This window comes from Rathayibacter sp. AY1C6 (assembly GCF_002931535.1).
Lineage (GTDB): Bacteria > Actinomycetota > Actinomycetes > Actinomycetales > Microbacteriaceae > Rathayibacter.
In genome coordinates this window covers 21,539-37,760 of the sequence record NZ_PSWC01000028.1, presented here as the reverse complement: position 1 = coordinate 37,760, position 16,222 = coordinate 21,539, and the positions used below count along the sequence as shown (strand labels likewise).

Below are 16,222 nucleotides of genomic sequence, written 5' to 3'. Positions count from 1 at the left end.
GGCCTGACCACGCACCTCGACCCCGACAGCGGAGTGCTCACCGTCGACGTCCGCGGCCACCGGGTCCTCTCCGCCGACCTGGGCGCGGCGGCGGGGCGAACGGGCGGGGGCGTTCCGGCGGGGACGGACGGAGCGGGCTCGCACCGCGGACCGCCTCGGACGAGCTCCGCGATCCGCAGCACCCGGTCGACCGACGTCCGGGCGGACGGGTCGTGTGCTGGGACCCGCGCGGACCTCCGCGGTCGGCGGGACGTCGTGTCCTGTTCGCCTGCCGCCCCTTGCCCGCGCGCCGCTCCGAGCGCACGCTGGAGCCATGACCGCATGGAGCCCTCTCGAGACCGTCGGCGCCGTGGTGCTCGCCCTCGCGCTGATCGGGCTCGCCGTCGCGGCCGTGGTGGTCGGAGCAGGCGACGAGATCGCGTTCATCGGCGTGCTGGTCGCCTTCGCGGTCGCGGTCACCGGGCTCGGCCTCCACATCGCCGGCCGCGAGGCGCGGTACCGCCGCGACAACCGGTGACGCCGAAGCGCTTCCGCCGCGACGACCGCTGAGGAGGTGCGCTCCCGCCGCGACGACACTCGGCCGGTCAGTGCCCGAGCTCCACCAGCAGCACGCCGGCGATGATCAGGCCGATCCCGCCGAGCATCGTCCAGGTCAGCGGGTCCTGGAACAGCCAGCAGCCGAGCACCGCGGTCAGCGCGACTCCGACCGCCGCCCAGATCCCGTAGGCCACCCCGATCGGCATGCCCTGCGCGAGCGCTCCGGCCAGCAGCGTGAACGCGACGACGTAGCCGACTCCGACCACGACGTACCAGCGCTTCCGGCCGTCCGTCGCGGGTTTGAGGCTCATCGTCGCGGCGACCTCGGTGAGGATCGCGCCCGAGAGCAGCAGCCAGGCCATCAGCGCACCGCCCGGCGCGCGGCCTGCGCTCGCTGCGACCCGATCTCGACCATCAGCACGCCCGCGATGATCAGCACCAGCCCGGTCGCCATCACGCCCGTCAGCGGCTGACCGAAGAGCACGGCCGCGAGGACCGCCGTCAGCGCGACGCCGCACGCGCCCCACACGCCGTACGCGACTCCGATCGGCATGCCGGCCTTGAGCACCCGGCTGAGGAGGACGAACGCCGCCAGGTAGCCCGCCACCACGAGCGCGCACCAGCCCGGCGACCCGATCGCGGCCTGGAGGGCGAGCGACGCCGTCACCTCGGTGAGGATCGCGCCGGTGAGGAGCACCCAGCTCATCGCGTGCCGTCGGATCGGGTCATCCGGCCAGCGTAGGGCGGGCGCGGAGGCGTGCGCCCGCGGAACGAGGGCTCAGCGCGCGGGGAGGGTGGGAACGATCGTTCTCCGGGCAGTGACGCGCTCACCGCGCGAAGTGCTCGCGCACCTCCGCCTGCCAGCGCTCGCGGTCCTCCTCCGTGATGAACGCCGCGTCGAAGGAGTTGAGCGCCAGATGCTCGAGCTGCGCGTCGTCCATCCGCAGCTCCTCGACCAGGGCGCGGTAGTTCTCATCCACGTAGCCGCCGAAGTAGGGCGGGTCGTCGCTCGAGACCGTCACGACGAGTCCCTCGCGGAGCATCGCGGGCAGCGGGTGGTCTGCCATCGTGTCCACAGCGCGCAGGGCCACGTTCGACAGCGGGCACACCGTCACCGGGATGCGGCGCTCGCGGAGCATCGCGACGACCTCCGGGTCCTCCATCGCGCGGATCCCGTGGTCGATCCGCTCGACCTTCAGCAGCTCGACGGTGGCCGCGACCGTCTCGGGCCCGCCCTCCTCGCCGGCGTGCGCGACCAGGCGCAGTCCCTCCGCAGCGGCGCGCGCGTAGACGTCGACGAACAGCTCCGGGCCGAAGCCCACCTCGTTCGAGTCGAGCCCGACGCCGATGATGTGCTCGCGCCAGGGGAGGATCGCCGTCAGCATCTCGTCGGCCGCGTCGGCGCCCAGGTCGCGGAGGAAGCACATGATCAGGTCCGTCGAGATCCCGTGGGTCTCCTCGCTCCGACCGAGCGCACGGGTGATCCCGCTCATCACGGTGTCGAGCGCGACGCCGTTGCCGAGGTGCGTCTGCGGGTCGAAGAAGATCTCGGCGCGGCGGACGTTCGCCTTCTGCGCCCGGTCGAGGTAGCCGGTCGCGAGCTCGAAGAAGTCCCGCTCCGTCTTCAGCACGGTGAGGTTCGAGTAGTGCAGCTCCAGGAACGACGCGAGGTCGGTGAAGGAGTACCGCGCGCGGAGGGCGTCGAGATCCTCGGTGGGCAGGGCGACCCCGTTGCGGCGCGCCATCTCGACGATGTGCTCGGGCTCGATCGTGCCCTCGAGGTGGATGTGCAGCTCGGCGCTGGGCGGGGCGGGGAAGGCGGGGCGGGGCATGCGGATCCTCCAGGGAGCGGCCGGGGCGGCGGGGTCGCTCCCGACCGTAGGCCTCCGCTGTTTCGCGCGCGTTTCCGGCGGGCGGCGCGCGATCCGGATCCGGAGCGGCCCCGCCCCCGGGTGCTAGAGCTCGCCCTGCTGCGAGGTGCCGGCCGGGATCGGGACGAGCCGCGTCACGACGGGCGGGTGGGCGACGAGTACGCGGATCGCCGCGTTGAGGCGGACGACCGGCTCGCCGGCGCCGTGCGCGTCGAGCAGGTCGCCGCTCGTCCACTTCTCCAGCATGACGATGGTGCCGTCGGGCGAGTCGTGGATCGCGTAGAGCTCGCAGCCCTCCTCCTCGTGCACCTCCGCGATGGCGGTGGAGAGGGCGGCGACGAGCGCGTCGCGCTGCCCCTCGGCGGGAGTGAAGATCGCGGTGACGACGACGGGATCGGACATGGCGTGCCTTTCGGAGGGGGGAGGGGGATCAGCGCTGCGGGGGTGCGGCGCAGCTGGAGCGGATGACGAGGTCGGCCTGCACCTCGATGTGCTGCGGCGCCTCGGGGAGGCGGCCCTGCATGCGGGCGAGAACGAGCTCGACGCTGTGACGGGCGAGCATGTCGATCGGCTGACGGACGACGCTGAGCGGCGGGGTGACCAGCTCGCTCCACGGGTTGTCGTCGAACACGACGACCGAGAGGGCCTCCGGGATCCGGATCCCGAGCTGGAAGAGCCGGTGCACGGCGCTGCGCACCTGCGCGCCGCTGCCCGCGGTCTGAGGAGGCAGCGGGCGCCGCGGCGCGTCCGGGCGCCGGAGCAGCCGCAGGCCGGTCGCGAGCTGCCAGGCCGTGACGGCGTAGACGGAGGCGCGCTCCCAGACGCCGTCGGGCAGCAGATCGACGCCGGGCACGCGGGTGTCGACCTGCAGCATCAGCAGCGCGAGCAGGCCGACCGCGCCGAGCACGATCCCGACCGTCCCGAGCGCCCACGGGGCGCGGCCGCGCCGGGCCGCGGCACCGGCGACGATCGAGGCCGCGTCGCCGCCGACGATCGCCATCGCGGCGCCGACCACGTGCAGGCCGCCGATCCCGTTCTGCGCACTGGCGCTGCTCCCGTGCACGAGGCCCACCACGGCGATGCCCACGGCGTAGACCACGGCGAGGGAGAGGAACAGCCCCCGCGATCCGCCCCGCGCCGCCCGCACGGTCGTGACGGCGGCGGCGAGGTAGAGCGCCCCCTGCAGGAGGAATCCGGCGTTCATCACCGCGTGCAGCGGCGAGTCGATCGCGCGCCCCTGGAACACGCCCACCTCGGGCACGCCGAGATCGCTGATGTAGTTCCGTGCGTAGCTGTAGCCCGGGAACGCGGACGCAGCGACCGCCTCCGCTCCCACATAGGCGAGCGCGCTCACCACCCACAGCACTCCGGCCCCACGAGTTCCCATGGGCCCATCATCCCCGGGCCCGGTCCCGCCGGTCGTCGTCGCCGGACGGCTCGCCGCCGCTCCGGTCACAGGCTGAATCCGCCGTCGGTCGTGAGCACCTGCCCGACGACCCAGCTGCCCGCCGACGTGGCCAGCCACGCGATCAGCTCCGCGGGGTCCGCCGGCGTGCCGACCCGGCCGAAGGGCGTGCTCGCGACGTACTCCTCGAGGTCCTCGAGTGACCGGTCGGTGGTCTCCTTGTCCAGGTATCCCGTGTTCACCGGACCCGGATCGATCGTGTTGAGCACGATCCCGAGTTCCAGGACCTCGGCGGCGACCGTGGCGGTGACGCCGGCGAGTGCGGCCTTGCTCGCGGCGTAGGCGACCTCTCCGCGCATCGCGCCGTGGATCTGGCCGGACGTCATCCAGAACACGTGTCCCTGCGCCCGGGCGTAGGGCCCGGCCCCGACGATCCGGTCGCCGGGCCGGCGGGGTCCGTCCGTGCGCGGTGCCCGGAGCCGCGCGAACTCCGCGGTGAGCAGGAGGGTGGAGCGGGTGTTGACGTCCCAGAACGCGGTGAGCCGCTCGGGCGTCATGTCGAGGATGCTGCCGTCGTCGCCGCTCTTCGCGTGGTTGCAGACGAGGACGTCCAGGCTCCCGGTGAGGTCGGCTGCGGTGGCGATCAGACCGGGGATTGTGGAGGGATCGGCCAGGTCCGCGGCGACGTCGACGAACCGCGCGCCCTCCGTGAGGTGCGCGCGGAGCTCGGACCGGACCGCATCGAGGTCGTCGCCTCCCCAGGGGCGGTCGAGATCGTGAGGGCGGTGGTGATGGACGACGAGGTGCGCGCCGAGGGAGGCGAGCTTCGCGGCGACGGCGAATCCGATGCCGCGCCGCCGCGAGACACCGGTGACGAGAGCGGTCCTGCCCTGCAGGGGGAGGAGTGCGGACACGGGGAGCCTTTCGATCGCGCCCGAGCGGGCCGGAGGGTGCGGGCCGGAGGGAGCGGGCCGGAGCGACGGGGATCGGGAAGGCCTCAGCCGCGCTGCACGATCCCCACCGTATCGAGCCGCCGGTGGCTTCCGTCCGGCGATGAGGTGCCCCTCAGACCTGCTGGAAGACCCGCAGGCCCCGTCCCCGGGAGAAGCCGAGGCGCGAGTAGCTGTCCGCCAGCCGCTCGTCGCCGGCGACGGCCACGACGACGCCTCCCGCGGGGACCGTGGCCAGCAGCTCCCTCGTCGCGAGCAGCGCCGACAGGCGGGTCCCGGGGCGCTGCGAGAGCGCCATCACCGTCCACCGCCGCCCGGGGGCGTCTCCGCGCCGACGGCCGCGGTGAGGGGGGTCCCGACCAGCAGGGCCCCCGCCCCCACGGTTCCGCCGAGGAGCGCCGCGAGAACCAGGACCGCGCCGAGCAGCCCCGAGAGCGCGACCCACACGGCCGCCACCACGGCCAGCAGGACGACCGGGACGGTGACGGCGAGGCTCGCCAGGGCGTCGGCGACCGGCCGGTAGCGCCCGAAGACGACCAGCCCGTTCCGGTCGGCCGTCTCATGGGCGGCGCGGCGGATCACGGAGGGCGCGAGCGAGAGCAGCGCCGTCGGGAAGGCCAGGACGGCGAGGACGCGGTGGCGCGTGAAGGCGCGCACCATCAGCCACGAGACGGCGGGCAGACGTCCCCATCCGACCGGTGCCGACGCCGCTGCCATCGAGCCAGTCTGCGCGATCGGGGAGGCGCGGGGCCACCCGGTACGAGGACGCCGCTCCGGCTCCGCTGCGCGAGGGAGGACGACGCGGACTACTCCTCGTCCGCCCGGTAGACCTTCCGGAACGCGTCCTTGCGGGCGATCCTCCCGCCGCGGAACTCGTAGATGTCGCAGCCCCGCGTGACCTGGGGTCGGCCGTCGGGGCCGGTCCCGGTGAAGGACCAGGTGGCCGCGCCGCGCGTCCCGGCGATGAGGGGAGCCCCCTCCTCGTGCCGCTCCTGTCCGGTGTCGAAGGCGAGCATGAGCGCGAATCCCTCGCGGACCTGTTCCTTCCCCGTCCAGGTGCGGCCGGGCTCGGGGCCGACGGACGCGCCGTAGACGCAGTCGTCGGTCATGTGGCTCATCAGCGCTTCGAGGTCGTGGCGGGTCCAGGCGTCGCTGAACGCGGCCAGCACCTCGGGCGTCATCTCGCTCGTGCTGGTCTCGGTCGAAGAGGAGTCGTCCATGAGCGGGCCTCGGTCCTTCTGATCGGTGGACCGTCGTCGGTCGCTCTGCGACCGTGGCAGGTGAGCGGCCGCAGTGGCAACGCCCTCTAGCGGTCATGTCCGGAAGCGGACGGCCGGCGGATCAGCGGTCCGTCGACCCGCCGATGAACGAGTGAGCGCTACGGCGGAGAGCGGTGCACTGCGGGCGGCGGGAGCGGCCGCCGAGGCGACCCGCTCCACCGGGCACTGCCGCGTCCCGATGCTGAGCCCCTTCGTGAAGGCCGTGCCGAAGTCGAACGCGGGCCGGCCCTCCTCCGCCTCCTCGGTCGCGGCTCCCGGGTCGCCCGAGGCGGCCGGATGCTAGGCGCTCGCCGCCTCCTCCGCCACCTCCTCCCCGCGGACCGGCGCCGACGCGCAGGATGAGGAGCACCGGTCGCGGCGGGCACCGACTCCGCACCCGACCGGCACCGAGACCGCCACGAGCCCGCGCCGGCGGGAGGACAGCGAGAGCACCATGGGATTCTGGGGACCGACCGACGAGACCCGGGGCACGCGCCCGGTCGACGAGCCGCTCGGCGAGCTGGAGCTCGTGCACGCCTTCACCAGCGGGCCGATGCCCACCGGCGTCAGCGTCTCGCACACCGGGCGGATCTTCGTGAACTTCCCGAAGTGGGGAGACGAGGTCCCGGCCACGGTCGTGGAGCTGGTCGACGGAGCGGCGGTGCCCTACCCGGACGAGGCCTGGAACACGCCGTCGGGAATCGACGACGCCGGCGCCCTCGTCTCGGTGCAGAGCATCGTCGTCGATCCGGCCGACCGGCTCTGGATCCTCGACACCGGCAGCCCGATGTTCGAGCCGACGAAGAAGGGCGGCCCCAAGCTCGTCCGCGTCGACCTGGCGACCGACACCGTCGAGCAGGTGATCGTCCTCGAGCCGGACGTCGCCCTGCCGACCACCTACCTCAACGACGTGCGCTTCGATCTGCGGCGCGGCATCGCCTACATCACCGACTCGGCCGACTCCGGTCCGAACGGGATCATCGTCGTCGACCTCGAGACGGGGACCGCCTGGCGCCGCCTGCACGACCACCCGAGCACGAAGGCGCTCACTCCTCCGGAGCTCGTGCCGATGGCCGAGGGCCGCGTGCTGATGAAGCGCCCGGCCGACGGCGACCCGCAGCCGGTGACGATGGGCGCCGACGGCATCGCGATCTCGGCCGACGGCGAGCGCCTCTGGTACTGCCCGCTCGCCTCCCGCCGCTGGTTCAGCGTGGCGACGGCGGCACTGGTCGACCGGTCGGTGCCGGACGAGGTCGTCGCGGCGACCGTCGTCGACGAGGGCGACAAGGGCGGGGGAGCGGACGGCCTCGAGACGGATGCGCTGGGCCGCTTCTACGCCACGAGCTACGAGAACAACGCGATCGTCCGCCGTCGCACCGACGGCACGATGGAGACGATCGTGCACGACGAGCGGCTGCTCTGGCCCGACACCATGTCGATCGCGACGGACGAGCACCTGTACGTCACCGCGAACCAGCTGCACCGCCAGGCCGACTACCAGGGCGGCACGGATCTGCGGACGTACCCGTACTCGCTGTTCCGGGTGCGGATCGGAGCGGGGCCGGTGCTCCTGCGCTGAGGTGCGGCGCGGCTGCTCCTGCGCTGAGGTGCGCTGCGCCGGTCAGCGCCAGTGGGCGAGCTCCGTGCGGAGCGTCGCGCGGGCGCGTGCGAGCAGTCCGCGGACGGTCGAGGACGACAGTCCCAGCTCGTGCGCGATCGCGTCGTAGCTGCACTGCTCCAGCTGGCGCAGCTCCCAGCAGCGGCGCTGGGCCGGGGGCATCGCGGCGAGCACCCGGTTGGCGTCGGCGGCGAGCGATCCGCAGTGCGCGGCGTGCTCCGGGTCGTCGGCAGCGGAGGCGGGGAACTCGTCGTCCAGCTCGGCTCGCAGCCGCGAGACGCTGGAGCGGAGTCGATCGACGCTGCGGCGGCGGGCGGTCGTGACGAGCCAGCCGGCGATGGTCTCGCCGTCGATCACGCTGTCCACGTGGGTCCACGCCGCGAGGAAGGTCTCCTGTACCACGTCGTCGACGTCGGCGCTGCTGCGGAGGGTGCGGGCGGCCGTCGCGCGGAGCAGCCCGGTGTAGCGGCCGACGATGGTGGCGAACGCGCGGTCGTCGCCCTCCGCGGCGCGGATGACGAGCATCCGGTCCGAGTCGGGCTCGAGCAGTGCGAGCGGCGGCGCGGCGAGGGTCGAGGGGCGGGCCCTCGTAAGGCGTGCGGGGGTGGTGGCGGTGAGCATGCGGACTCCGGTCGACTTGATGTGCACGCATGATTCGGAGGCGCGCTCCCGCCCGGTTTCCCGGGGCGGGACCCCAGTGAGAGGGGCAGGTCTGTCCGGTTTCCGGGGACGTCAGCGCCGCCGCGACCACCAGCGGCGGGACCGCTCCGGCTCGGCGGCCGCCCGGGCCTCGGCCGCGGCGGCGCGATCGGCGCGCCGCTGCGACCAGGCGGCGACCTCCTCGTCGACGTCCCGGAGCGGGGTGACGACGGGCGGCCCGCCCAGCAGCTGGCGGCGCGCCTCGATCACCCGCGTGTTGAAGTCGGCGAGCTCGGCGCGCACCTCCTCCTCGCGGTGCAGGCGGTCGAGGCGCTCGTCGAGCGCGCGGTCCTCGGCGCGGAGGAGGAAGGCGGCCGGGCCGATACCGGTGAGGTTCTCGCGCTCGATCTTGCGGCGGATCCACCAGTCCGGGTCGTGGGCCGCGCCCAGGTCCGGAAGCGGCTTCCCCGATCCCGGCAGGTCGTCGAAGTCGCCGCGGCGGATCGCGAGCTGGATCGCCGTCTCGACGAACGCGGCCCGCTCGAGCGGATCCTCCGGCAGGGCGGGCTGCTCCGCCTCCTCCTCGCCCGCGGCGCCGGCCCGGTACCGGGCGGCGCGCTCCCTCGCATCCGACATCCCTCCACGCTAGATCGGGCTCCTCGCCCCGGGCAACCACCCCTCCCGCCGTCTCCGTGGTCGGCGGGGCGCCGCGGGTCGACATCGCCGGACCGGCGTGCGTAGTATCGATACTCGATAACATCGACGATCGATAAGGAGCACGCCATGACGAGTGTCATCCCCAGCGGACCGGTCCGGGAGCGTCCGCGCGTGTTCCGGGTGGCGAGAGCGGTCCTGCTCATCGTCGCGGTCTTCTCCGTGCTCACCGCGCTCCTGCAGACCTGGACCGTCACCACCGGGCGCACCCTGCTGGTCTTCGGAGGAGCGGACGGCCGCCTCCCGCTCCGGAGCCTCCCGCAGCTGCTGCAGGCCGAGCCGCGCGAGGGCACCGCGCCCACGCTCGCCGACGCCGCCCTCTCCCTCCGCCTGCTCGGTGCGCTGCCGAGCCTCCTCCAGGCGGTCACGATCGTCCTCGCCACGGTCTTCCTCCTGCGGGTCCTCCGCGGCATCGCGGCCGGACGCCCGTTCGACCCCTTCGTCCTCGCGAACTGGCGCCGTCTGAGCCTCGCCCTGCTGATCGGAGGAGTGGCGCAGGGTCTCGCCGACACCGCGGCCGGCCTGTACCTCAGCTCCGGCATCGGCCTGCTCTTCGCTGCCGGCCGGGTGACCGACGAGCAGCGCGACGCCTTCCTCGGCGGCGACTACCAGGCCATCGGGACGAACCTGCCGCAGTGGCCCGTCCCCGTCCTGCTCGCCGGAGTGGTGGCCCTCGCCCTGACAGCGGCGTTCCGCGCCGGCGCGAAGCTCGAACGGGACGTCGACGGCGTTGTCTGAGCCCGCCGACGACGAGAGGCACCGGATCGACTGCCACCTCGGAGCAGTGCTGGCCGAGCGCGGCGTGACCCTCACCGCCCTCTCGGCCCGCACCGGCATCACGATGGCGAACCTCTCCATCCTCAAGAACAACCGCGCCCGCGCGATCCGCTTCACGACGCTGACGCTCATCTGCGACGCGCTCGACTGCACGCCGCAGGAGCTGTTCTCGATCCGGGCCGTCGACGGGCGGGCGTAGCGGCGGGCGGATCGGCCAGGGGATCTCTGCGGGGCCGATGGTGTGGACGCCGTCCCATCGGATCGTCGATCGAGCAGGCCCCAGTCGCGCTCCGTGTCCGCCCCTCCTGGGATCGGCCGGAGCTCCCCGGAGCTCGCTCTCGTCCCGACCCGTGGATGAGCCTCACCAGCGCGGACGGCGGCCTCGGCCATCGACCTTCCACAGGGGAGCGAGCTCGTCAGCGAGACCGTCGAATGCGCCTCCGGTGGATGCCGGCGGCTGCTCGCGGTCGTCCCGCCCGAGGCGATGACTCCCGAGCAGTTGTCGAGCGAGCTCGAAAGGACCCCGCAGACACGCATCGCGGGAACCCTCCGGGACCCTCGCTCCATCTCGGTGGCTTCCACCGTCGAGGGGCCCCTCCTGAAGATCCGGGCCGACTACTGGTCCCAGGAGTACATCCCCTGGGGACGTGTGCGAAGCGTCCTCGTGGGTGCTTCCGCGAACCGGTCCCGTCGCGCTGTGCGATCTCCCTGAGACGGCGGCGGTGTACCCGTCGACGAGGCCGCCGGTCATCGTCCCCGCGAGGAGCGCCCGCTTCAGACCCGCACCGACGACGAACACGTCGATCGACCCGGGGTTCCCGAACGGGGGACGGACCGTGATGCACGTCTGGTCGTGCTGAGCGGCGGTCAGCGGTCGAGGACTTGACGAATGACGAGGACTCGGTTCTCCGTCGACTCCCGCCCGACCGGGTCGAACCCGCTCGCCGTCATCACTGAGACCCTGCTCGAGCTGGTCGGCGTGCTCGTGCGCGCCGCGCTGCGGCCGCGTCCCGCCCGCTCAGTCCAGCGGGTAGCCCGGCAGCCCGTCGATGCTGACCGCGTTCCGCGTGGCGCGGTACTCGGCCATGCCGTCGGGGCCCTTCTTCTCGGCCTGGAGGAGGAGCAGGTCGCGCTCGCCGACCGGCTCCATCACGGGCACGCCCCAGCCGCACGCGTCGCTGATGCGGGTGAGCTCGACGGTGACGACCGCGCGGGTGCTCGGGTGCTCGGGGTGCTGCTCCGCGACCTCGGTGAACGCCTCCGAACCGGGCAGGTGCACGGAGCCGGTGCCGTGCAGGCGGACGATGCGCGGACGCGATCCGAACGACGCGAACATCAGGCACACGCGCCCGTTCTCGCGCAGGTGCGCGATCGTCTCGACTCCGCTGCCCGTGTAGTCGACCCAGCCGATGCGCCGCGGGCCCAGGATCGAGAACGAGTCGTGGCCGCGCGGCGACATGTTGACGTGCCCGTCCGCGGCGAGGGGCGCGGTGGCGACGAACCACATCGGCTGCTCGTGGATCCAGGAGGAGAGGCTCTCGTCGATCTCGTCGTAGACGTGCGCCACGGGGTCAGGCCCCGGCCGCGCGGCGGACCAGCTCGGTGACGGCGGCGCGCGTCTCGGCGTCGGCGGAGACGAGCGCGTAGGCGGTCGGCCAGATCGTGCCGTCGTCGAGCTGCGCGCCGTCCTGGAAGCCGAGGGTCGAGTAGCGCGTGCCGAACTTCGCGCCGGGCTGGAAGAAGACGATCGCCTTGCCGTCGGAGCGCGCGTAGGCGGGGAAGCCGTACCAGGTCTTCGGGAGGAGGTCGGGAGCGGTCTCGCCGACGACGTCGTGCAGCATCTGGGCGATCGGCCGCTCCTCGTCGGTCATCGCGGCGATCGCGGCCTCCGCGTCCCTGCGGTCGGCATCGGCCTTGTCGGCGCTCTTCTGCCGCTTCGCCTCCGCCCGCAGCTCGGCCGCGCGCTGCTTCATCGCCGCGCGCTCGTCCTTCGAGAAACCGTCTTCGGAGGCCATGTCCGCCCGTCCCGTCCGTCTGCGGCTCCCGGTCCGGGAGCGTCCCCGCACATCGTGACAGCGCCGCACTCGCCGCACAACGGCGGGACCGGGCGCCACCGTGCCCCCCGGAAGCCCAGCCTCCGCGGTTAGCGTGGGCGGATGCGCCTCCTCCTGATCCGCCACGGCCAGACCCCCTCCAACGTCGCCGGGCTCCTCGACACCCGCATCCCCGGACCCGGGCTCACCGACCTCGGCCGCACCCAGGCCGCTGCGCTGCCCGGTCAGCTCGCCGGCGAGGGGATCGGCGCGCTGCTCGTCTCGACGATGGTCCGCACCCACGAGACGGCCGCCCCTCTCGCCGCGGCGCTCGGGCTCGAGCCGATCGAGCGCGACGGCATCCGCGAGGTCGCGGCCGCGGGGCTCGAGATGCGCGGCGACGACGCGGCGGTCGAGGAGTACATGGGGACGGTCTTCCGCTGGGCCGGCGGCGAGACGTCGATCCGGCTGGCGGGCGGCGAGACGGGCGACGAGTTCGCGGCGCGCTACGACGCGGTGGTGGCGGAGGCGGAGGCGCTCGGGCACGAGGTCGTCGCGCTGGTCAGCCACGGCGCGGCCATCCGCTGCTGGGCGGGTCTGCGCTCCCTCGACCTCGATGCGCGCTTCATCGCCGACCACCTGCTCGACAACACCGGCGTCGTCGTCCTCGAGGGCTCGGGCGACGCGTGGACGCTCGTGTCCTGGCAGGGCGAGCCCGTCAGCGGAGTCGGCGCGGCGGCCCCCTCGGGCCCGGCGGGCGAGACCACCGTCTGAGCGACAGGGCCTCCTCGCCGGTCGAGTAGCGGCGTATCGAGGTCGGCCGGAACGAGCGCCGCCGCCCGCGCCACGACGGTAACGATCGCGCAACAGTACGAAAAGCAGCTCCGACCAGCACATTCACTCGCGCCGATCGGTTCACCACCACCCCTGGACCCGCCCCCGCAATTGTCCGACGTTTGCCCCTCGGCGGCTCCGCGGCTACCGTGGTCGGCGGTCCTCACGGGCCCCGATGAACCGGTCCGCGCTCGCACGGCGTCCCCCAGGACGCGCCGCGATCGTACGGTCAACGGGAGTGGAGGCGGCCCCGAGGCCGCCTCGGACGCTCTCGCCTCCACCCCCTGCCGCGCTGTGCGGCGGGACGCACGCGGAGGCTCGACGCACGGCTGTCCCACGCTCCCGACCCGGCACCACGAGATGAGCGCAGGGCGTCGTCCCTGCGCGCCGACGGAGTGTACGTGCACCAGAACCAGCAGATCATCAGCGAGCCCCGGAGCGAGGCGGGCGCCGATCCCGCGACCCCCGCTCTCGAGGCCCGCCACCTCTTCAAGGTGTTCGGCCGGAAGCCCGACGAGGTCGTCCGCCGACTGGGCGAGGGCGCCGACCGCGGCGAGCTCGCCGGACTCGGCACGGCCGCGGTGATCGACGCGTCCTTCACCGTGCGCCGCGGCGAGATCTTCGTCGTGATGGGCCTCTCCGGCTCCGGGAAGTCCACCCTGATCCGCATGCTGAACGGGCTCCAGGAGCCCTCCGCGGGCGAGGTCCTGATCGAGGGCTCCACCATCACCGGCGTCTCCGAGGCGGAGCTGCGCCGCGTGCGCCGCTCGTCGGTGTCGATGGTGTTCCAGCACTTCGCGCTCCTCCCGCACCGCACCGTGCTCGACAACGTCGCGTACCCGCTCGAGATCCAGGGCGTCCCCGCGGCCGAGCGCCGCGAGCGGGCCCTGCTCGCGGTCGAGCGCGCCGGTCTCGCCGGCTGGCACGAGAAGATGCCCGACGAGCTCTCCGGCGGCATGCGCCAGCGCGTCGGCCTCGCCCGGGCGCTCGCCGCCGACACCGACATCGTGCTGATGGACGAGGCGTTCTCGGCACTCGACCCGCTGATCCGCCGCGAGATGCAGGAGCAGCTGATCGAGCTGCAGCACGAGCTCGGCAAGACCATCGTCTTCATCACGCACGACCTCAACGAGGCCATGTTCCTCGGCGACCGCATCGCGGTGATGCGCGACGGCCGCATCGTCCAGATCGGCACCCCGGAGGAGATCCTCACCGATCCGGCGAACGACTACGTCGCCCAGTTCGTGCAGGACGTCGACCGCGCCCGCGTGCTCACCGCCTCCGCCGTGATGGAGCCCGCCCGCTCCGTGGTCACCCTCGCGGCCGGTCCCCGCGCCGCGCTGAGGAGCATGCGCGACCTGCAGACCTCGGCCGCGTTCGTGGTCGGCGGCGGACGACGCCTGCTGGGCACGGTCCGCGACCGCGACGTGATCGAGCAGGTGCGCCGGAGCACCGGCGACCTCTCGGCGGTCCTCACCTCCGACGTCGTCACCGTCGGTCCGGACACCGCCCTCAGCGAGGTCATCGAGCCCGCCGTCGAGTCGGCGCTGCCGGTCGCCGTGGTCGACGCCGACGGGCGTCTGCTCGGAGCGATCCCGCGAGTGACCCTGCTCGCGGCGCTCGGCAACGTGCCCGCCCGCACCGGCGAGCACCCGGTGATCGAGCCGCCCGCCACCGTCTCGACCGAGGTCGTCACCGCGACCCTGCACGCGACCGGAGGCCCCGTCGACGACGCCGTCCTCGCGGCGGACGGAGGTGCACGATGACCGATCTCGGATTCCGCCTCCCGCTCGGCGCCCTCGCCGAGGGTGCCGTCGATGTCCTCACGCAGACCTTCCAGCCGGTCTTCGACCTGCTGCGCACCGTCTTCGGCGCCCTCTACTCCGGCGTCGACCTCGTCCTCGCGACACCGCCCTTCTGGGTGATCGTCGCCTTCCTCGCCGTACTGGCCTACGCCGTCCGCGGCTGGGTCTTCGCGGCCGGCACCGCCGTGGGGCTCCTGCTGATCGTGGGGGTCGACCAGTGGGAGAACGCGATGGACTCCCTCGCGCTGGTGCTCGTCGCCTCCGTGATCGCCATCGCGCTGAGCGTGCCGCTGGGCGTGCTCGCCGCGCGCAACCGCACGGCCTCCGCGGTCATCCGGCCCGTGCTCGACCTGATGCAGACGATGCCGGCCTTCGTCTACCTGATCCCCGCGCTGATCCTGTTCCGGGTCGGAGTGGTGCCGGGCATCGTCGCGACCATCGTGTTCGCGATGGCGCCGGGCGTCCGGCTCACCGAGCTGGGCATCCGCGGCGTCGACCGGGAGCTCGTCGAGGCGGGGGAGTCGTTCGGCTCCTCGAAGTGGCGGATCCTCCGCCAGATCCAGCTGCCGCTCGCGCTGCCCTCGATCCTGGCGGGCCTCAACCAGGTCATCATGCTCTCGCTCTCGATGGTCGTCATCGCGGGCATGGTCGGCGCCGGAGGGCTGGGCGGCGACGTCGTCGCGAGCCTCAACCGGATCGATGTCGCGCTCGGCTTCGAGGCGGGCATCTCCGTCGTGATCCTCGCGGTCGTCCTCGACCGGATGACCGGCGCGCTGGGCTCGCCCTCGCCGGCGAGGGTCGCCCGGGCGAAGAACCGCCGCGCCGTCGTGGCGACCCGCTCGGCCGTCGGCGTCGTCTCGATCGGCCTGGTCGCGTCCCTCGGGGCCGCGACCCTCGCCGCTCCCGCCACCGCCGCCTCCGTCGACAACGGTGACCGCACCGACGTGACCGTCGCCGTGTTCCAGGGCTGGGACGAGGGGATCGCCGTCTCCGCTCTGTGGGAGGCGGTGCTCGAGGAGCAGGGCTACGACGTGACCCTGCAGAACGCCGACGTCGCCCCCGGCTTCCAGGGCCTCTCGACGGGCGACTACGACCTCGCCCTCGACACCTGGCTGCCGCTCACCCACGCCCGGTACGTCGAGCAGTACGGCGACTCGATCGTCGACCTGGGCGCGTGGAACGACGAGGCGAAGCTGACCATCGCGGTCAACGAGGACGCCCCGATCGACTCCCTCGAGGAGCTCGCCGCCGACCCGGGCGTCGTCGGGAACCGCCTGATCGGCATCGAGCCCGGCTCCGGTCTCAACAAGACGACGACTGAGGACGTCATCCCCGGCTACGGCCTGGAGGGGATGGACTACCTCACCTCGTCGACGCCGGCCATGCTCCAGGAGCTCTCGAGCGCGACCGCCGCGGGTGAGAACATCGCCGTCACGCTCTGGCGCCCGCACTGGGCCTACGACGCCTTCCCGGTCAAGGACCTCGAGGACCCGAAGGGCCTGCTCGGGCAGGCGGAGGGGATCCACTCCTTCGGCTCGGCCGCCTTCGACGCGGACTACCCGACGATGAGCCGCTGGATCCGCGACTTCCGGATGGACTCGAAGACGCTCTACTCGCTCGAGAACGCGCTGTTCAACGACGGGGCCGACGACCGCTCCGCCGCCCTCGCCGCGTGGATGGACGAGAACCGGGAGTACGTCGACACGCTGATCACCTGATCCGCCGCCACGACGGAGGCCGAGAGGCCGGGCGGCCCCGGACCAGGGCTGTCCCGGCCTCT

The 16,222-nt window shown here is 73.2% G+C and carries 21 protein-coding genes; 8 read left to right on the top strand and 13 right to left on the bottom strand.

Going from position 1 to position 16,222, the window contains the following annotated elements; genetic code table 11:
• The first annotated feature begins 313 nt into the window (after nucleotides 1-313).
• Nucleotides 314-517, top strand: coding sequence for a hypothetical protein (locus tag C5D36_RS14685; RefSeq protein WP_104292999.1), 204 nt, complete (start codon nucleotides 314-316; stop codon nucleotides 515-517).
• Nucleotides 518-584: 67 nt separating this feature from the next.
• On the opposite strand, the gene C5D36_RS14680 is transcribed toward C5D36_RS14685, so the two are convergent.
• The 9 genes from C5D36_RS14680 to C5D36_RS14640 form a co-directional block, all read right to left on the bottom strand.
• Nucleotides 585-899: a multidrug efflux SMR transporter gene (locus C5D36_RS14680; protein WP_104296118.1), complete on the bottom strand. Its 315-nt coding sequence runs from the start codon at nucleotides 897-899 to the stop codon at nucleotides 585-587.
• Nucleotides 899-1,243: a multidrug efflux SMR transporter gene (locus C5D36_RS14675; protein WP_104296117.1), complete on the bottom strand. Its 345-nt coding sequence runs from the start codon at nucleotides 1,241-1,243 to the stop codon at nucleotides 899-901. Before C5D36_RS14675 ends, C5D36_RS14680 begins: the two co-directional genes overlap by 1 nt.
• A 121-nt stretch (nucleotides 1,244-1,364) precedes the next feature.
• Nucleotides 1,365-2,369, bottom strand: coding sequence for an adenosine deaminase (locus tag C5D36_RS14670; protein WP_104296116.1), 1,005 nt, complete (start codon nucleotides 2,367-2,369; stop codon nucleotides 1,365-1,367).
• 123 nt (nucleotides 2,370-2,492) lie between these two features.
• Nucleotides 2,493-2,810, bottom strand: coding sequence for a putative quinol monooxygenase (locus C5D36_RS14665; protein WP_104296115.1), 318 nt, complete (start codon nucleotides 2,808-2,810; stop codon nucleotides 2,493-2,495).
• A gap of 28 nt (nucleotides 2,811-2,838) precedes the next feature.
• Nucleotides 2,839-3,795, bottom strand: a complete 957-nt coding sequence (locus C5D36_RS14660) for a DUF998 domain-containing protein (RefSeq protein WP_258062954.1) — start codon at nucleotides 3,793-3,795, stop codon at nucleotides 2,839-2,841.
• 65 nt (nucleotides 3,796-3,860) lie between these two features.
• Nucleotides 3,861-4,727 (bottom strand): SDR family oxidoreductase, encoded by an 867-nt coding sequence (locus tag C5D36_RS14655; protein ID WP_258062953.1) that lies wholly within the window; start codon nucleotides 4,725-4,727, stop codon nucleotides 3,861-3,863.
• A gap of 151 nt (nucleotides 4,728-4,878) precedes the next feature.
• A complete protein-coding gene (locus tag C5D36_RS14650) occupies nucleotides 4,879-5,061 on the bottom strand; it encodes a hypothetical protein (protein WP_104296114.1) in 183 nt (60 codons plus the stop codon).
• Nucleotides 5,061-5,480: a hypothetical protein gene (locus C5D36_RS14645; RefSeq protein WP_146083751.1), complete on the bottom strand. Its 420-nt coding sequence runs from the start codon at nucleotides 5,478-5,480 to the stop codon at nucleotides 5,061-5,063. Before C5D36_RS14645 ends, C5D36_RS14650 begins: the two co-directional genes overlap by 1 nt.
• Nucleotides 5,481-5,569: 89 nt before the next feature.
• Entirely contained in the window at nucleotides 5,570-5,983 is a 414-nt protein-coding gene (locus C5D36_RS14640) for a nuclear transport factor 2 family protein (RefSeq protein WP_208543359.1), read from the bottom strand.
• Between the two features lie 151 nt (nucleotides 5,984-6,134).
• On the opposite strand from C5D36_RS14640, the gene C5D36_RS16670 reads away from it, so the two are divergent.
• Both C5D36_RS16670 and C5D36_RS14635 read left to right on the top strand, forming a co-directional pair.
• Nucleotides 6,135-6,326 (top strand): hypothetical protein, encoded by a 192-nt coding sequence (locus C5D36_RS16670; protein WP_146083750.1) that lies wholly within the window; start codon nucleotides 6,135-6,137, stop codon nucleotides 6,324-6,326.
• Nucleotides 6,327-6,476: 150 nt separating this feature from the next.
• On the top strand, nucleotides 6,477-7,601 hold the full coding sequence (locus tag C5D36_RS14635) for an L-dopachrome tautomerase-related protein (protein WP_104296112.1): 1,125 nt from the start codon (nucleotides 6,477-6,479) through the stop codon (nucleotides 7,599-7,601).
• A gap of 42 nt (nucleotides 7,602-7,643) precedes the next feature.
• On the opposite strand, the gene C5D36_RS14630 is transcribed toward C5D36_RS14635, so the two are convergent.
• A complete protein-coding gene (locus tag C5D36_RS14630; protein WP_219812607.1) occupies nucleotides 7,644-8,261 on the bottom strand; it encodes an RNA polymerase sigma factor in 618 nt (205 codons plus the stop codon).
• A gap of 111 nt (nucleotides 8,262-8,372) precedes the next feature.
• Entirely contained in the window at nucleotides 8,373-8,915 is a 543-nt protein-coding gene (locus C5D36_RS14625; RefSeq protein ID WP_104256487.1) for a DUF1992 domain-containing protein, read from the bottom strand.
• Nucleotides 8,916-9,062: 147 nt separating this feature from the next.
• Here C5D36_RS14625 and C5D36_RS14620 point away from each other — a divergent pair, with 147 nt between their 5' ends.
• Nucleotides 9,063-9,731: a hypothetical protein gene (locus C5D36_RS14620; protein ID WP_104227364.1), complete on the top strand. Its 669-nt coding sequence runs from the start codon at nucleotides 9,063-9,065 to the stop codon at nucleotides 9,729-9,731.
• Complete coding sequence (locus C5D36_RS14615) at nucleotides 9,724-9,969, top strand: helix-turn-helix transcriptional regulator (protein WP_104248118.1); 246 nt, start codon at nucleotides 9,724-9,726, stop codon at nucleotides 9,967-9,969. The genes C5D36_RS14620 and C5D36_RS14615 overlap by 8 nt, the downstream gene beginning before the upstream one ends.
• An 819-nt stretch (nucleotides 9,970-10,788) precedes the next feature.
• On the opposite strand, the gene C5D36_RS14610 is transcribed toward C5D36_RS14615, so the two are convergent.
• Nucleotides 10,789-11,337 (bottom strand): pyridoxamine 5'-phosphate oxidase family protein, encoded by a 549-nt coding sequence (locus C5D36_RS14610; RefSeq protein ID WP_104296110.1) that lies wholly within the window; start codon nucleotides 11,335-11,337, stop codon nucleotides 10,789-10,791.
• Nucleotides 11,338-11,341: 4 nt separating this feature from the next.
• Complete coding sequence (locus C5D36_RS14605; protein WP_104227361.1) at nucleotides 11,342-11,785, bottom strand: hypothetical protein; 444 nt, start codon at nucleotides 11,783-11,785, stop codon at nucleotides 11,342-11,344.
• Between the two features lie 141 nt (nucleotides 11,786-11,926).
• On the opposite strand from C5D36_RS14605, the gene C5D36_RS14600 reads away from it, so the two are divergent.
• The 3 genes from C5D36_RS14600 (at nucleotide 11,927) to C5D36_RS17290 (ending at nucleotide 16,160) form a co-directional block, all read left to right on the top strand.
• Nucleotides 11,927-12,577 (top strand): histidine phosphatase family protein, encoded by a 651-nt coding sequence (locus C5D36_RS14600; RefSeq protein WP_104296109.1) that lies wholly within the window; start codon nucleotides 11,927-11,929, stop codon nucleotides 12,575-12,577.
• Between the two features lie 461 nt (nucleotides 12,578-13,038).
• The gene (locus C5D36_RS14595) at nucleotides 13,039-14,403 is read left to right on the top strand and encodes a glycine betaine/L-proline ABC transporter ATP-binding protein (RefSeq protein WP_374952941.1); all 1,365 of its coding nucleotides are present in this window, start codon (nucleotides 13,039-13,041) and stop codon (nucleotides 14,401-14,403) included.
• A complete protein-coding gene (locus C5D36_RS17290; RefSeq protein WP_104296108.1) occupies nucleotides 14,400-16,160 on the top strand; it encodes an ABC transporter permease/substrate binding protein in 1,761 nt (586 codons plus the stop codon). The genes C5D36_RS14595 and C5D36_RS17290 overlap by 4 nt, the downstream gene beginning before the upstream one ends.
• The last annotated feature ends 62 nt before the right edge of the window (nucleotides 16,161-16,222 follow it).

Coding starts and splice junctions, on each gene's coding strand:
- C5D36_RS14685 (WP_104292999.1), top strand. CDS start 314: ATGACCGCATGGAGCCCTCTCGAGACCGTCGGCGCCGTGGTGCTCGCC.
- C5D36_RS14680 (WP_104296118.1), bottom strand. CDS start 899: ATGGCCTGGCTGCTGCTCTCGGGCGCGATCCTCACCGAGGTCGCCGCG.
- C5D36_RS14675 (WP_104296117.1), bottom strand. CDS start 1,243: ATGAGCTGGGTGCTCCTCACCGGCGCGATCCTCACCGAGGTGACGGCG.
- C5D36_RS14670 (WP_104296116.1), bottom strand. CDS start 2,369: ATGCCCCGCCCCGCCTTCCCCGCCCCGCCCAGCGCCGAGCTGCACATC.
- C5D36_RS14665 (WP_104296115.1), bottom strand. CDS start 2,810: ATGTCCGATCCCGTCGTCGTCACCGCGATCTTCACTCCCGCCGAGGGG.
- C5D36_RS14660 (WP_258062954.1), bottom strand. CDS start 3,795: ATGGGAACTCGTGGGGCCGGAGTGCTGTGGGTGGTGAGCGCGCTCGCC.
- C5D36_RS14650 (WP_104296114.1), bottom strand. CDS start 5,061: ATGGCGCTCTCGCAGCGCCCCGGGACCCGCCTGTCGGCGCTGCTCGCG.
- C5D36_RS14645 (WP_146083751.1), bottom strand. CDS start 5,480: ATGGCAGCGGCGTCGGCACCGGTCGGATGGGGACGTCTGCCCGCCGTC.
- C5D36_RS14640 (WP_208543359.1), bottom strand. CDS start 5,983: ATGGACGACTCCTCTTCGACCGAGACCAGCACGAGCGAGATGACGCCC.
- C5D36_RS14635 (WP_104296112.1), top strand. CDS start 6,477: ATGGGATTCTGGGGACCGACCGACGAGACCCGGGGCACGCGCCCGGTC.
- C5D36_RS14630 (WP_219812607.1), bottom strand. CDS start 8,261: ATGCTCACCGCCACCACCCCCGCACGCCTTACGAGGGCCCGCCCCTCG.
- C5D36_RS14625 (WP_104256487.1), bottom strand. CDS start 8,915: ATGTCGGATGCGAGGGAGCGCGCCGCCCGGTACCGGGCCGGCGCCGCG.
- C5D36_RS14620 (WP_104227364.1), top strand. CDS start 9,063: ATGACGAGTGTCATCCCCAGCGGACCGGTCCGGGAGCGTCCGCGCGTG.
- C5D36_RS14605 (WP_104227361.1), bottom strand. CDS start 11,785: ATGGCCTCCGAAGACGGTTTCTCGAAGGACGAGCGCGCGGCGATGAAG.
- C5D36_RS14600 (WP_104296109.1), top strand. CDS start 11,927: ATGCGCCTCCTCCTGATCCGCCACGGCCAGACCCCCTCCAACGTCGCC.
- C5D36_RS17290 (WP_104296108.1), top strand. CDS start 14,400: ATGACCGATCTCGGATTCCGCCTCCCGCTCGGCGCCCTCGCCGAGGGT.